The sequence below is a fragment of the Herbiconiux solani NBRC 106740 genome (assembly GCF_001571005.1).
GTDB classification, from domain to species: Bacteria; Actinomycetota; Actinomycetes; order Actinomycetales; family Microbacteriaceae; genus Herbiconiux; species Herbiconiux solani.
In genome coordinates this window covers 34,647-49,774 of sequence record NZ_BCST01000003.1, presented here as the reverse complement: position 1 = coordinate 49,774, position 15,128 = coordinate 34,647, and the positions used below count along the sequence as shown (strand labels likewise).

At 70.2% G+C, this 15,128-nt stretch carries 8 protein-coding genes; 5 read left to right on the top strand and 3 right to left on the bottom strand.

Features of this window, described 5'->3' with window-relative positions:
* Positions 1-39: 39 nt before the first annotated feature.
* From HSO01S_RS05935 to HSO01S_RS05925, 3 genes are read left to right on the top strand one after another with little or no spacing between them, the layout of a single operon-like run.
* Complete coding sequence (locus tag HSO01S_RS05935; protein ID WP_066039672.1) at positions 40-1,149, top strand: substrate-binding domain-containing protein; 1,110 nt, start codon at positions 40-42, stop codon at positions 1,147-1,149.
* Between the two features lie 31 nt (positions 1,150-1,180).
* Positions 1,181-3,688, top strand: coding sequence for an ATP-binding cassette domain-containing protein (locus HSO01S_RS05930; RefSeq protein WP_066039671.1), 2,508 nt, complete (start codon positions 1,181-1,183; stop codon positions 3,686-3,688).
* The gene (locus HSO01S_RS05925) at positions 3,688-4,749 is read left to right on the top strand and encodes a zinc-dependent alcohol dehydrogenase (protein WP_066039670.1); all 1,062 of its coding nucleotides are present in this window, start codon (positions 3,688-3,690) and stop codon (positions 4,747-4,749) included. Before HSO01S_RS05930 ends, HSO01S_RS05925 begins: the two co-directional genes overlap by 1 nt.
* 255 nt (positions 4,750-5,004) lie before the next feature.
* On the opposite strand, the gene HSO01S_RS05920 is transcribed toward HSO01S_RS05925, so the two are convergent.
* Positions 5,005-6,039, bottom strand: a complete 1,035-nt coding sequence (locus HSO01S_RS05920) for a LacI family DNA-binding transcriptional regulator (protein WP_157078941.1) — start codon at positions 6,037-6,039, stop codon at positions 5,005-5,007.
* 200 nt (positions 6,040-6,239) lie between these two features.
* Between HSO01S_RS05920 and HSO01S_RS05915 the strand changes: the two genes are divergently transcribed.
* On the top strand, positions 6,240-12,050 hold the full coding sequence (locus tag HSO01S_RS05915; protein WP_169799951.1) for a GH92 family glycosyl hydrolase: 5,811 nt from the start codon (positions 6,240-6,242) through the stop codon (positions 12,048-12,050).
* A 158-nt stretch (positions 12,051-12,208) separates the two neighbouring features.
* Here the strand turns inward: HSO01S_RS05915 and HSO01S_RS05910 are convergent, their stop codons facing one another.
* The gene (locus tag HSO01S_RS05910) at positions 12,209-13,033 is read right to left on the bottom strand and encodes a putative protein N(5)-glutamine methyltransferase (protein WP_084361373.1); all 825 of its coding nucleotides are present in this window, start codon (positions 13,031-13,033) and stop codon (positions 12,209-12,211) included.
* A 179-nt stretch (positions 13,034-13,212) separates the two neighbouring features.
* Positions 13,213-13,695 carry a glutathione peroxidase gene (locus tag HSO01S_RS05905; RefSeq protein WP_066039668.1) on the bottom strand — a complete coding sequence of 161 codons (483 nt, stop codon included), beginning with the start codon at positions 13,693-13,695 and terminating at the stop codon, positions 13,213-13,215.
* Positions 13,696-13,826: 131 nt separating this feature from the next.
* Here HSO01S_RS05905 and HSO01S_RS05900 point away from each other — a divergent pair, with 131 nt between their 5' ends.
* On the top strand, positions 13,827-15,020 hold the full coding sequence (locus HSO01S_RS05900; protein WP_066039667.1) for a MarP family serine protease: 1,194 nt from the start codon (positions 13,827-13,829) through the stop codon (positions 15,018-15,020).
* Positions 15,021-15,128 lie beyond the last annotated feature (108 nt).

The following is a 15,128-nucleotide window of genomic DNA, read 5'->3' as shown; positions in this document are numbered from 1 at the left end:
CGAGCGGCAGAGGCGCCGCCGATGTGAGAGGAACCACTCATGGCAATCCGGAACAGAATCGTCCTGGCGGCTGCGGCCCTCGGAGTCAGCGCACTCGCGCTGACCGCCTGCAGCTCGGGCGCCCCCTCCTCGAACGACACCGTCGCCACCGGGGCCCCCGTCGCGGGCGCCCCCAGCTGGTGCGGCCCCAACCAGATCACGCTCGGCCTCCTCGACGGCTTCGGCGGCAACAGCTGGCGCAAGATCACCACGGCGGCCGGCGCCGACGAGGTCGCCAAGTGCCCGAGCGTCACCGGCTACGAGTACGCCGACGGTCAGGGCGACACCCAGAAGTCGATCGCCGACATCCAGGGCATGGTGGCCAAGGGCGTCAACGCCCTGGTCGTGTTCCCGGATGCGGGCGAGGCCATGCTGCCCGCCCTCCGCAGCGCCTACCAGGCCGGCGTCGTCACCGTGCCCTACCGGGTCAACCCGGGCGGCAAGGACGGCGTGGACTACGACGCCTGGATCGGCGCCGACTTCACCACCGACGGCGAGAACTGGGGCAAGTGGATCAAGACCAACTTCCCCGACGGCGCCAAGATCCTCTTCGTCTCCGGACCCAAGGGCAACAGCCAGGGCGAGGACGAGCTGACCGGGATGAACTCGGTGCTCGGCGAGGGCGGCTCGTACGAGTTCATCGGCGAGACCCCCTTCGAGCCCACCAACTGGGACCCGGCGCTCACGCAGCAGGTGCTGACGAGCGCGATCGCCAAGAACCCGCAGATCGACGTGATCGTGTCGGACTTCGGCCCGTCGCTGGTCGGCGCGCTGCCCGAGTTCACCAAGAGCGGCCGCAGCATCCCCGCCCTCGTCACCTCCGACGGCAACGTGCTCGGCTGCTTCTGGACCGACAACCAGGCCGCGAACCCCGACTTCAAGATGATGACGGTCGCCACGGGCAACGACAACGTGCGCCTCGCGGTGCAGTACGCGGTGGCCAAGGCCACCGGGGGCGTGCTGCCGGACACCACGGTCTTCGACGCCCCGGTCTTCGAGGACTCGGTCTCGGGCACCCCGAACCCGGTCGAGTGCAAGGCGGATCTGCCGGGGGACATCTTCCTCTCGGCCGAGATGTCGGCAGATGACCAGGCGGCACTCCTGAAGTAGCGGTATCCATCCACCAGCAGAGGGCAACTCCGTGGACACACAACTCGAAGACGTCGACACCACCGTCGCCGTCCTCTCTCTCACCGGCATCTCGAAGTCGTACTCCGGCGTCGCGGCACTCACCGACGTGTCGCTGGACGTGCTGCCGGGAGAGGTGCACGCGCTGCTCGGCGAGAACGGCGCCGGCAAGTCGACGCTCATGAACGTCGCTTCCGGCACCGTCCAGCCGGACGACGGTACCATCCGCGTGAACGGCGACCCGATCGAGTCGCTGAGCCCCGCGCTCGCCGCGCGGCTCGGCATCGCGATCGTGCACCAGCACCCGGCGGTGCTCCCGGACATGACGATCCTGGAGAACCTCCGGGTCGCCCTCCCGCCCTCGGTCTTCGAGGGCAAGGGGCCGATCGACGAGTACGCGACCTCCCTCATCCGGGCGTCGGGGCTGACCGCCCACGTCGGCGACCGGGTCGAGACGCTGAGTGTCGCGCAGAAGCACCTGCTGGAGATCACCAAGGCGCTCGCCCTCGAGCCCAAGGTGCTCGTGCTCGACGAGCCCACCGCACCCCTCGGCCAGGACTCGGTCGACCTGCTGTTCGCCCGGGTGCGCGAGGCCGTCGCCGGCGGCACCGCGGTCGTCTACATCACCCACCGGATGGCGGAGGTACGGCAGCTCGCCGACCGGGTCACCGTGCTCCGCGACGGCCGGCTCCGCGGTGTCGCCCGGGTCGACGAGGTCACCGACGACGAACTGCTGACCATGATCATCGGCCGGCAGATGGAGTCGACCTTCCCGCCGAAGTACACCGCGACGGAGGCCGACGACATCAACCTGGTGATCGACGGCATCTCCGGCGACGGCTTCGTCGACGTCAGCGCCGCGGTCAAGCGCGGCGAGATCCTGGGCATCGCGGGGGTCGTCGGCAACGGCCAGAGCGAACTGCTCCGCGCGCTCGCCGGGCTCGACTCCTTCGAGGGCCGGGTCGTGGTCAACGGCGCCGAGCTCAGCTCGTCGTCGCTCCTCGGCCGTGCGGCCTACATGCCCGCCGATCGGCACACCGAGGGCCTGATGATGTCGCTGACCGTGCGCGAGAACGCCGCGGTCGCCGCCCTCAAGCGGTTCAAGCGCTGGGCCCTGCTCAGCCGTGACCGCGAGGTCACCACCGTCGGCTCGACGCTCGACTCGCTCTCGGTCAAGGCCTCGTCGATGGATGCGGTGGTCTCCTCGCTCTCCGGCGGAAACCAGCAGAAGGTCGTGATGGCCCGGGCGCTGCTCTCCGAGCCCTCGATCGTCATCGCCGACGAGCCGACGCAGGGGGTGGATGTCGGGGCCCGGCTGGAGATCTACAAGATCCTCCGCGACGTGTCGGCATCCGGCATCCCCGTGGTCGTCGCCTCCTCGGACGCCAAGGAGCTCGAGGGCCTCTGCGACCAGGTGGTCGTGATGTCGCGCGGCAACGCGGTCGGCACCCTGCTCGGCGACGACATCACCGAGACCCGGATCGTGCAGTCGGCCGTGACCTCGACCGCGCACACCGCCAACACGCAGCTCGCCACCGAGAAGGTGGTGCGCTCGACGCCCGTGCGCCGGTTCATCCAGGGCGACTACGCGCCCTCGGCGCTCCTGGTCGGCGTGATCGTCGTGCTCGGCGCGTTCATCTTCAGCCAGAACGCGCGCTACCTGTCGGACTTCAACATCTTCTCGGTGCTGATGCTCGTCAGCGCGCTCGGCTTCATCGCCCTCGGCCAGACCGTCTCGTTGCTGATCGGGGGGATCGACCTCTCGGTCGGGCCGCTCGCGGGCTTCCTGGTGGTGGTCGGGTCGTTCTTCGTGAACGACGACAAGCCCTTCGGGGTGATGGGGCTCGGCATCCTGCTGATGTTCGTGCTGGCGATCGCCACCGGATTGATCAACGGCTCCCTGATCCGGTTCGGCAAGTTCACGGCGATCGCGGCGACGCTGACGCTGTACATCGCGCTGCAGGGCCTCAGCTTCCTGCTCCGCGACTCGCCCGGCGGCTACATCGCCACCTCGTTCACGAACCTGGTGACCACCCGCGTCGGTCCGATCCCGCTGATCTTCATCGTGCTGGTCGTCTTCACGGTGCTGCTGGAGCTCGCGCTCCGCAAGCGCAAGTGGGGCTGGCGGCTGCGGGCCACCGGCTCGGACGAGGAGGCCGCCCGCCGGATCGGCGTCAACATCGACCGCACGGTCGTGTTCGCCTACATGGCCACCTCGGTGCTCGCCTTCTGCGGCGCGATCGTGCTGATGACCCAGATCGGGGTCGGCGACCCCGCGCAGGGCGTCAGCTACACGCTCTCCAGCATCACCGCGGTCGTGCTCGGCGGAACCTCGCTGCTCGGCGGGCGTGGCACGTTCGTCGGGAGCCTGTTCGGCTCCATCCTCCTGATCCAAGTGCTCAACGCCACCACGTTCCTGGGGCTGTCGCAGATGTGGCAGTACATCTTCCAGGGCGTACTCATCCTCGTCGCCGCCGTGTTCTACTCGGTGGCGCGCCGTCGACGGAAGGTGCTCGTCTGATGACCGACACGATGCGGGCGGCGGTCTATCACGCCGACCACGACATCCGCGTGACCGATGTCCCGGTGCCCGAGCGGGCTCCGGGCGAGGTGCTGATCCGGATCACCCGGTCCGGTCTCTGCGGCACGGATGCGACCGAGTGGGCCGTCGGGCCCAAGATCTTCCCGGTGAACACGCCGCACCGGGTCACCGGCCACGTCGGCCCGATGGTGCTCGGCCACGAGTTCATCGGCGAGGTCGTCGAAGCGGATGCGGACAGCGGCTTCGCCCCCGGCGACCGCGTCGCGAGCGGCGCCGGCGTCTGGTGCGGCGAATGTGCGCGCTGCCTCGAGGGCCGCACCAACATGTGCGACCGGTACTGGACCTACGGGCTCAGCACCGACGGCGGAATGGCCGGCTACGTCTCGGCGCCCGCCAAGATCCTCGCCCGGATCCCGGAGGGGCTGAGCGACGACCACGCCGGACTCGCCCAGCCGCTCGCCGTCGGCATCCACGCGGCTCGTCGTTCGGGCGCGCAGGACGGGGACCGCGTCGTCATAATCGGCGCCGGGGCGATCGCCTCGTTCGTGCTCGCCGGCCTGCAGCACCTGGTCGACGTCGAGACGGTGGTCGTGGAGTTCCCCGGCCCGAAGCAGGATCGCGCGCGCCGGTTCGGCGCCACCCACGTCGTCTCGCCGGGCGAGGGCCTCGCGGCCGACGTCGCCGAGGCGCTCGGCGGGGTGAAGCCGGACGTCGTGATCGAGGCCAGCGGCGCCCCGGGACAGCTCGCCACCGCGGTCTCGCTGGTGCGGGACGGGGGCCGGGTGCTGGCGGTGGGGCTGCCGAAGGCGAAGCCCGAGCTCGACGTGCACTCGGTGGTGTTCCGCGAGATCACGATCGACTCGAGTCTCGCCCACGTCTGCGACGTCGACCTGGCTCCGGCCCTCGACATCCTCGCCGAGGGCGTCGTCGGGCCCGAGCTGCTCGAAGCCGTGCTGCCGCTGGAGGAGCTGCCGGCTCAGCTCGAACGGCTCGCCAGCGGCAAGCTCGAGGGCAAGGTGCTGATCGACCCGTGGGCGTGACGCGCCGGGTCGGGCTGCCGCTCGACGGCCGATCGGTGGCAGCTCGGCGACCGCACGGTGGCCGGTCTCCGGGCGACGCCCGCCGGCGGGGCGATGCTTGGTAGCCTTGGAAGACGCGGAACAGAGGGAGAACGCTCATGGCTGAAGTGCTGATCGGCATCGTCGCACTGCTCACACTCGGAGTCGGGGCGCTCGGCCTGATGGCGCTCGTCGAGATGGTGAAGTCGCCCTACAAGAACTAGGCGCGCTTCTTCGTCACCGCTCGGCGAAGGGTCCCGGCAGTTCGCCCGAGCCGCGCACGATCAGGCGGGTCGGCAGCCGGATGTGCTCGTGCGGCGCTTCGTCGCCCGCGACCCGGCGCAGCAGCAGTTCGGCCGCCAGCCGGCCCATTGTCGCCGGATCCTGCGCGACGACCGTGATCCCGGGATCGAGCACGTCGCCGAGCTCGAAGTCGTCGAAGCCGACGAAGCCGGGGAGGGGGCGCTGGCCGCGCTCCTTGAGGTGCCGCAGCAGCCGCACGCTCCATCGGTTGTTCCCGGCCACGATCGCGGTCGGCGGATCCGCGGCCTCGAGCACATCGTCGATCAGCTCCGCCGGTGCCTCGCGGGGAGCCGCGAGCACCATCATCGCCTCGTCGGACTCGAGCCCGGCCTCCTCGAGCGCCTCGCAGTAGCCCGTCCGTCGCTCGGTCGCCGTGTAGACCGACTCCTGGTCGCCGAAGAAGGCGATCCGGTGATGGCCGTGCGCGATCAGGTGGGCGGTGCCCTCGCGCGCGCCGCCGACGTTCTCGGCCAGTACGGTGTCGGCGGGGATGCCCGGCACGGGCCGGTCGACGAACACCATCGAGCATCCTGCCGCGATCTCGCCGCGAAGGAACTCGGGGTCGGTGCCGCGGGCGGGCGCGAGGATGATGCCGTCGGCCCCGCGCGAGCTGAACGACTCGACGATCCGGCGCGAGCGCGACGGATCCTCGGCCGACGAGGCCGACAGGAGGAGGTAGCCCTGCTCGAGCGCGACATCCTCGACGGCCCGGGTGAGCACCGAGTAGAAGGGGTCGGCGACGTCTTCGAGCACGAGCCCGATGGTCGCCGCGGTGCCCTGCCGGAGCTGCCGCGCGAACTCGTTGCGGCGGAAGCCGAGCTGGTCGATGGCGGCCTGGACGGAGGCCAGGGTCTCGGCGCTGACGTAGCCGACGCCGTTGACGACGCGGGAGACGGTCTTCAGACTCACCCCGGCGGCAGCGGCGACGTCGCCCATCGTGGGGCGTGCGCGGGTGGGAGGGGTGGTCATGGGGTCAGGATATAGGCCGGTCTTCGGCAAATCGCTCTGTGACAACGTTGACACACCGGCCATCCGCGGGTTAGGTTTTCCGTCGGGCGTCTTTCGGGCGCCTGCCCACCACCCTGCCGTTCAGTGTCGAAAGGCCCCGCATGCCGGAGCACCACTCTTCCCCCCGTCCCCTCCGCCCACGCGGCGCGCTTCTGCGCCGGATGGGTGCGCCGCTGGTCGCGGCCGCACTCGTCGCGGGCATGATCCCGCTGGGCGCCTCGGCCGCGAGTGCCGCACCCGCCGTGCCGGCGCCCACCGACTTCTCGAACTCGTTCGAGTCCGACCAGACGGCGCCCTTCGGCAGCCGGGTCGAGCTCGCCGCCGACGGCACGCCGCTGCAGCAGAACGTGCACGGCACGGGCGGCGGCAGCCTGCTGCCGAACGTGGCGACGGTCAGCGCCAGCGGGCAGAACGCCCCCGGCGAGGCGGCCATCTGGGCGGCCGACGGGGATGCATCCACCAAGTGGCTGGTCTTCACCAGCACCGCGTGGCTGCAGTACCAGCTCCGCACCTCCACGGCGGCGGTCACCTACACGCTGACCTCGGGCAACGACTCCCCGGAGCGCGACCCGAAGAGCTGGACGGTCAAGGGATCCAACGACGGCAGCACCTGGACGACTCTCGACACGCAGTCGAACCAGACCTGGGCCGACTCCGAGCGCGGCGTCAAGAAGACCTTCACCTTCGCGACCCCGACGGCGTACACCTACTACCGTCTCGACAACGTCACCAACCACTCCGGCGGCATCATCCAGCTCGCCGACTGGGACCTCCTCGTTCCCGAGGACCCGAACGCCCCCGCCGCCCCGGTCGTCACGACCGTCGGCGCCGGACCGACCACGGGCTACAACATGAAGGCGCGCGTGGGCTGGACCGGCTCGCACTCGCTCCGGTGGGCCGGCACGCACACCGCCGACGGCGCCGCATCCTTCACCAACCGCTTGTTCGACGTGAACATCCCCGTCGGCCAGACCACCCGCCTGAGCTACCTGATCTTCCCCGAGCTCACCGCGAACGACCTGCAGTACCCGTCGACCTACTCGGCCGTCGACCTGCGCTTCACCGACGGCACCGAGCTGTCCGACCTGTCGCCGACGGATGTCTACGGCATCGACGCGACGGCCGCCGGCCAGGGCTCGGGCAAGGTCCTCTACCCCAACCAGTGGAACCAGGTGCAGATCGACCTCGGCCCGGTCGCGGCGGGCAAGACGGTCTCGGCCGTCCAGTTCCGCTACGACAACCCGGGCGGATCGGCCACCACGGCGTTCTCGGGCTACCTCGACGACATCGCGATCCAGGCGCAGCCCGCCACGGTCGACGGCTCGAGCCTGACCCACTACGTCGACACCCGCCGCGGCACCAACTCCTCCAGCGCCTTCTCGCGCGGGTCGAACGAGGCCATCACCTCGATGCCGAACGGCTTCAACTTCCTCGTGCCGCTGACCAACGCCGGAGCGAACTCGCGTGAGTACGCCTGGCAGCAGGACAACACCAGCGCGAACCGCACCCGTTTCGAGGGCCTCGGCGTCTCGCACGAGCCGAGCCCGTGGATGGGTGACCGCAACCAGTTCTCCGTGATGCCGGTCGCCGGCTCGGGAGTCCCCGCGGGCGATTGGCACCAGCGTTCCGGCAGCTTCGGCCACGAGAACGAGACCGCTCAGCCCGACTACTACGGCGTGACCCTGGACAACGGGGTGAAGGCCGAGATGACCCCGACCGACCACGCCGCCGTGGAGCGCTTCACCTTCACCGGCACCTCCGGCAGCCTCGTGCTCGACGCCCCCAACGGCAACGCGAACGAGGGCAGCTTCACGATCAACGCCGACGGCACCGTCAGCGGCTGGATCGAGAACGGCGCCGCCGGCGACACCGGCCGCACCCGGATGTTCGTCTCGGGAGCGTTCGACCGCGCACCCACCTCGACCGGCACCGCCCCCGGCGGCCGCCAGCTGACCAAGTACGCGACCTTCGACACCTCGGGCTCCAAGACCGTGGAGCTCCGCTTCGCGACCTCGTACCTGAGCCTGGACCAGGCGGCGAAGAACCTCGCCGCCGAGGTCGGCGCCCAGTCGTTCGACGCGGTGCACGACGCCGCCCGCTCGGCCTGGAACGACCGTCTCGGCGTGATCTCGGTCGAGGGCGCGTCGGAGACCGAGCTGCGGACCCTCTACAGTAACCTCTACCGCCTCAACCTCTACCCGAACGAGCAGCACGAGAACGTCGGCACCGCCGACGCCCCCGTCTACAAGTACGCCAGCCCCGTCAGCGCACAGACCTCCGCCAGCACGGCCACCGTCACCGGTGCCGCCGTGAAGGACGGGAAGATGTACGTCAACAACGGCTTCTGGGACACCTACCGCACGGTCTGGCCCGCCTACTCGATGCTCTACCCCGAGCTCGCGGCCGAACTGGTCGACGGCTTCACCCAGCAGTACCGTGACGGCGGCTGGATCGCCCGCTGGTCCTCGCCCGGCTACGCGAACATCATGACGGGCACCAGCTCGGACGTGGCGTTCGCCGACAGCTACCTGCGCGACGTCCCGCTGCCGGATGCGCTCGCCACCTACGACGCCGCCGTCAAGAACGCGTCGACCCCGTCGAGCAACGACAGCGTGGGCCGCAAGAGCCTGACCACGTCGATCTTCCTCGGTTACACGCCCGCCTCGCAGGGCGAGAGCGTGTCGTGGGCCGCGGAGGGCTACATCAACGACTTCGGCATCGGCAACATGGCCGCAGCCCTCGCCGCCGACCCGCGGACCCCCGCGGACCGGGTCGAGCAGCTGAAGGCCGACAGCGAGTACTACCTCGACCGCGCGACCGGCTACGTGAACCTGTTCGATCCTTCGATCGACTTCTTCCAGGCCCGCAACGCGGACGGCACCTTCGCCACCCCGAAGGACCAGTACGACCCGAAGACCTGGTGGGGCCCCTACACGGAGACCAACGGCTGGAACTTCGCGTTCCACGCTCCGCAGGACCCCAACGGTCTGGCCAACCTCTACGGCGGACAGAAGGGCCTCGAGGACAAGCTCGACGAGTTCTTCGCCACCCCGGAGACCACCCTCGGAACGATCCACGAGATGGTCGAGGCCCGCGACGGCCGCTACGGCCAGTGGGGCGTGAGCAACCAGGTGAGCCACCACATCCCGTTCATGTACAACGAGGCCGGAGCACCCGCGAAGGCGCAGGCGATCGTGCGTGAGGCACTCCAGCGCTCCTACGCCGGTGGCGAGATCGGCCAGGGGTACGCCGGCGACGAGGACAACGGCGAGATGAGCGCCTGGTACATCTTCAACGCGCTCGGCTTCTACCCGCTGCAGACCGGTTCGGACCAGCTCGTGCTGGGCTCGCCGCTCTACACCAAGGCGACCGTGCACCTCGCGGGCGGCAAGTCGCTCGTCATCAACGCGCCGGAGAACAGCACGTCGAACATCTACGTGCAGTCGCTCAAGGTCAACGGAGAGGACCACCCGACCACCTCGATCGACTCCCGCATCCTGACCGACGGAGCGACGCTCGACTTCGCGATGGGCTCCTCGCCCTCCGCGTGGGGCACCGGCGAGAACTCGGGACTGCCGTCGCTGACGACCGGCTCGGCCGTCGCGGCTCCGCTGGTCGACTCGACCGGACCCGTGCTGGCCTCGGCGACGAGCGCCGGTGGCGAGAACGTCGCCGGCCTGGTCGACGGCACCTCGCGCACCCAGGTCACGTTCGCCTCGGCGACGCCCTCGGTGACCGTGGCGTACAAGGGCGCCAAGCAGCGCCCGACGTTCTACACGCTCACCTCGGGTGCCGGAACCGCGGCGACCGACCCGTCGGCATGGACGCTCGAGGGCAGCAACGACGGAGTGACCTGGACCCAGGTCGACTCGCAGTCGGGCGTCGCCTTCGCCAACCGCAACCAGACCGTCCCCTTCAAGATCGAGAACCCGGGTGCCTACCAGCAGTTCCGGATCTCGGTCACGGCGGGCGGTTCGGCCGGAGCGGTCGCGCTGGCCGAGTTCGAGCTGCTCACCGACGGCACCGGATCCGAGGCGAACGAGCTGACCTTCAGCCCCGCCGAGGGCCTGACCGCCTCGACCGGCACCACGACCGACTTCGCCCTCGGCATCCTCTCCGGAGGAGTCGCGGACGGCTACACGGCCACGGTCGACTGGGGTGACGGGTCGGAGACCGATCGCGCCGACATCGCTGCGGCGACCCTCGGCAACTACCCGGTCTCGGGCCGCCACGCCTACACGCAGCCGGGGGTCTACCAGGCCACCATCACGGTTGCGGACGGCGTGTCGACCTTCACGGCTCTCGCCACCATCACCGTCGACTACCTCGAGCAGGGGGGTCTGCGCGCCGCGTACGACAACGTCTGCATCGGTGACGACGGCATCGGCGGCGGCAACTGCGACTACAAGGGCATCTCGTACCCGCGTCAGGGCTTGATCGACGGTGGACTCACCTTCGGCCAGCCGATGACGGTTCCGGGCACCGACCTGTCGTTCACCATCCCGGCCGTCCCGGTCGGCGCTCCCGACAACGCGACCGGATCGGGCCAGACCATCGCGGTCGACCTCGGCGAGGGCGCGGAGCAGCTGTCGTTCATCGGCGCTGCGACGGAGAAGAACCAGGACACCACCGCCACGGTGACCTTCACGGACGAGACGACCGCGGTCATCCCGCTGCAGTTCTCGGACTGGACCAAGGGCGGCCAGCAGGGTGCCACGGCTCCCTACGGCAACATCGAGGTCGTGAAGTCGGACTACCGTCTGGTCGGCGGGTCGCGGAACGGCGCTGCGCCGTACCTCTTCTCGACGGTGCCCTACACCATCCCCACGGGCAAGACGGTGGCGAGCATCACGCTCCCGCTGCAGCCCGGTGAGGGTGGCGTGACCGGTCGCGTGCACATCTTCGCGATCGCGTCCGACGGGGTGCAGGCCGACCTCGGCTACACCACGGCGGTCGGCAAGGATGTCGCGGGCACCGCAGGTGAGCCGGTCTCGGCCGAGCTCGCCACGGTGACCATGAAGTCCGCCGACGTCGAGCCGATCGTCCGCGTCCAGTGGGGCGACGGAACCGTGACCGAGGACGCGACGGTCACCCCGTCGGCCACGGACCCGGCCGTGCTCACCGTGACCGGCAGCCACACCTACGCCTCCGCCGGGAGCTTCCCGGTGTCGGTCACGGTCGCGACCGCCGATCACACCGAGCAGCTCTCGCTCACCGCGACCATCGCGGCGGCCCCGGTCTACGCCACCACGCTGACGGTCGATCCGGCCGACGACGTGCTGGCCGGAACGGACGTCACTGTCTCGGGCGACGGCTACAAGGCGGGCGAGTCCGTCTCGGTCGAGCTGCAGACGCCCACCCCGGTGACGGCGACCATCCAGGCCGACGGCGCGGGTCACATCCAGACCACGCTCACCGTGCCCTCGGACACGGTGCCCGCGATCTACCCGATCGTGGCCACGGGCGCCGAGTCGAAGATGCCGGCCACGGCGACGATCAACGTCGTGCCGCCGGTCGTGACCCCGGTGTACACGCCGCAGCTGCACGCCGACTCCGACTCGGGCCGCCCCGGCGACCTCGTGACGGTGCTGGGCGAGGGTTACGCTCCCGGCGAGCAGATCACCGTGCAGTTCAACTCGGATCCGGTGACGGTGGGAACGGCGACCGCGAGCGATCGCGGGGCATTCAGCCTCACCTTCACGGTGCCGCAGGTAGCGGTCGGCGGGCACACCATCGTGGCCTCGGGCGCGACTTCGCAGGCCTCGGCCTCGCTGTCCTTCGAGGTGCTCGCTCCGCAGCTGCCCGGTGACGGCAGCTCGGGATCGACCGGGGCGACGGATGCATCCGTGACCGGCCGGCTCAGCAACACCGGTACCGACGGCTCGATCCTCGGGTCGCTGGCGGCGGGGTCGCTGCTGCTGATCGGGGTCGGAGGGACGTTCCTCTACCTTCGTCGCCGCCGCACCGCGTAGCGGGTGAGGGGTCGGGCTCCGGCCCGGCCCCCACCCCTCGCTGATGCGTCAGTCATCGAAAAGTCGAAAAGACGTCCAAACCTTCGGGTTTGGACGTCTTTTCGACTTCTGGGCGGGGACTTCTGGGCGCGAGGCGGGCGGGGCGCGGCGCGATCGGGTCAGCGGAGGACGCCGGAGACCACCGTCGCGTCGATCTCGTCGTCGCGCAGGGTCTCGGCTTCGAAGCCCGCGGCCTCGAAAAGTGCGGTGGTCTCGGGGGCCTGCAACTCGCTGGTCTCGATCAGCAGGCGGCCGCCCGCGGCGAGCCACTCGGAGGCCTCGGCGATCACTCGGCGCTGCACGTCGAGCCCGTCGTCGCCGCCGTCGAGCGCGATCGGCGCCTCGTACAGGCGGGCTTCCGGCGGCATCGTGGCGATCGCCTCGGTCGGGACGTAGGGGGCGTTCACGACGATCAGGTCGATCCGGCCGCGGAGGGTGTCGGGGAGGGCGCCGTACAGATCGCCCTCGAGCACGCGCTCGTCGCCGAGGTTGGCGCGGGCGCTGCGCACCGCATTGGGGTCGATGTCGCTCGCCCACACCTCGAGCGGCTCCGCTTCTTTGCCGCCGCCCGCGGCCAGCGCGGCGGCGACGGCTCCCGAGCCGCAGCAGAGGTCGAGCACCACGGCGCCAGGCCGGGCCAGCTCGCGTGCCGAGCGCACCAGCAGTTCGGTGCGTCGCCGCGGCACGAAGACGCCGGGCCCCACGGTGACGCGGAGCCCCGAGAACTCGGCCCATCCGAGGGCGTGTTCGAGCGGAGTGCCGGCGACGCGGGCCGAGACGAGTCGCTCGCGGGTGCCGTGGTCGTCACCGGCCGCCTCGAGGATCAGAGTCGCCTCGTCCTCCGCGAACACGCATCCGGCCGCGCGGAGCCGCGCGACGATCCCGTCGAAACCCTGTGGCCGCCGGACGTCGTCATCCGTGCGGGCGCTGTCGCTGTCGCTCATCGCCGTCACTCTACCCGCCCCACTCCGAGCATCCCCTGGGACCCCGCTCCATCCCGCCTCCACCCCCCGCCCTCCCCGCGCCGAGAAGTCACCTTCACGTCTTCCCGCCCCGTTTTGGACGTGAAAGTGACTTCTCGGCGAGGGGAAAGGGGTGGGTGGAGCCGCTCAGGGGGTGAGGATCAGGCGGGGAGGGAGGACTCGATCAGGGCGACGATCTCGGGGTCGTCGGGCTGCACGGTGGGGCGGAAGCGGTGCACGCCCGAAGGGGTGACGACGAACTTCTCGAAGTTCCACTTGACGCGCCCGGCCTTGCCCGCCGCATCCGGGGTCTTGGTCAGCTCGGCGTAGAGCGGATGCGCCGACTTGCCGTTGACCTTCACCTTGTCGAACATCGGGAAGGTGACGCCCCAGGTCATCGAGCAGTACTCCTTGATCTTGTCGGTGTCCGACAGCTCCTGGAGGAACTGGTTGCTGGGGAACCCGAGCACCGTGAAGCCCCGGTCGCCGTAGAGCTTCTGCAGCTCTTCCAGCTTCTCGTACTGGGGCGCGAGCCCGCAGCGCGAGGCCACGTTGACGATCAGGGTCACCGGCGCGTAGTCGGCGAGGGTGGTCGTCGTCCCGTCGATGGTGGTCAGGGGGATGTCGTTCAGATTCGCGCCCACGGCTGCCTCTTTCGATCACGATCGGGTGACGGCAACTCTACTCTCGCGGAGTGGGCCGAAGGCCGGACAGGCGACCCGCAACACCTGTCTCCCAGGTCGCCGTGATGCGGCCTCCGTAGCATGAGCGGCACATGGAACTCATCGTCGACATCGTCTTGATCGTCATCGCGGTCGCCGCCGTCTTCGGGGGCTGGCGCCGCGGTGCGCTGATGACGGCCGCCTCCCTCCTCGGCATCGTGGCGGGCGCCTTCCTGGCCTCGTGGATCGCGCCGTCGATCGTCGAATGGCTCGCCGGCCTGGGCTGGGGAAACCCCGTGCAGCGCGCGGTCGCGACCGGCGGCGTGCTGCTGCTGAGCATGGCCTTCGCCATCACGGTGCTGAGCCTCGTCGCCGGGCTCATCCGCCGTGTGATCGGCGTGCTGCGCGTCGCGCGCGGCCTCGACTCGCTGGGCGGCGCCGTACTCGGCCTGCTGACCTGGGCCGTCGTGGTCTGGCTCGTCGCCGGCTTCCTGCAGACCACCGGGCTCGTCCCGGTCACCCAGCTCGTGGCCTCGTCGAAGGTCGTGGCGACGCTCGACGCGATCGCCCCGGTTCCCGCGACCACCGCGCTCGGCACGCTCGAGGCGACGCTCGGCGACTCCGGCTTCCCCCAGGTGTTCGCGTTCGGCGACGAGGCGATCCAGGACGCGCCCGCACCCGACCCGAGCATCCCTGCCGCGGTCAACGACGCGGCCGACGGCGTCGTCCGTATCCTCTCCTCCGCGCCGGCCTGCGGGGCGGATGCGGAGGGCAGCGGCTGGGTCGCAGCGGGCGAGCGGGTGGTCACCAACGCGCACGTCGTGGCCGGATCCGCTCAGCTCTACGTGCAGCGCGGCGGCACCGGCGAACTGCTGCCCGCCGAGCTCGTCGTGTTCGACCCCGCCCGCGATCTCGCGGTGCTCGAGGTGCCGGGGCTCGGCATCGACCCGCTGCCCCTCGGCACGGCGCTGGCCGCCGGCGACCCAGCCGTCGTCGCGGGCTACCCGGAGAACGGCGCCTACACGGTCGGTTCGGCGCGCGTGCGCGAGCTCGTGGACGCGATGGGCCGCGACATCTACGAACAGGATGCGGTGACCCGCGAGATCTACTCCCTCCGCTCGATCGTGCGGCCCGGCAATTCGGGCGGCCCGCTGTTCGACGTGGACGGCGACGTCGTCGGAGTGGTCTTCGCCCGGTCGACGATCGACGGCGAGACCGGCTACGCCATGACCCTCGACGAGATCGCGCCCGTGCTCGGCCAGCTCTCGGCGAGCGAGCCGGTGGCCTCGGGGGCCTGCACCGCCTGACTATCCGAACGCTGACTGCCGGACGCTGACTGCCCGAACCCTGACTACCGAGACCGGTGTAGACATGTGTACACCGTTCACATTCTCTGTTACGGTGCAGGCAGGGCG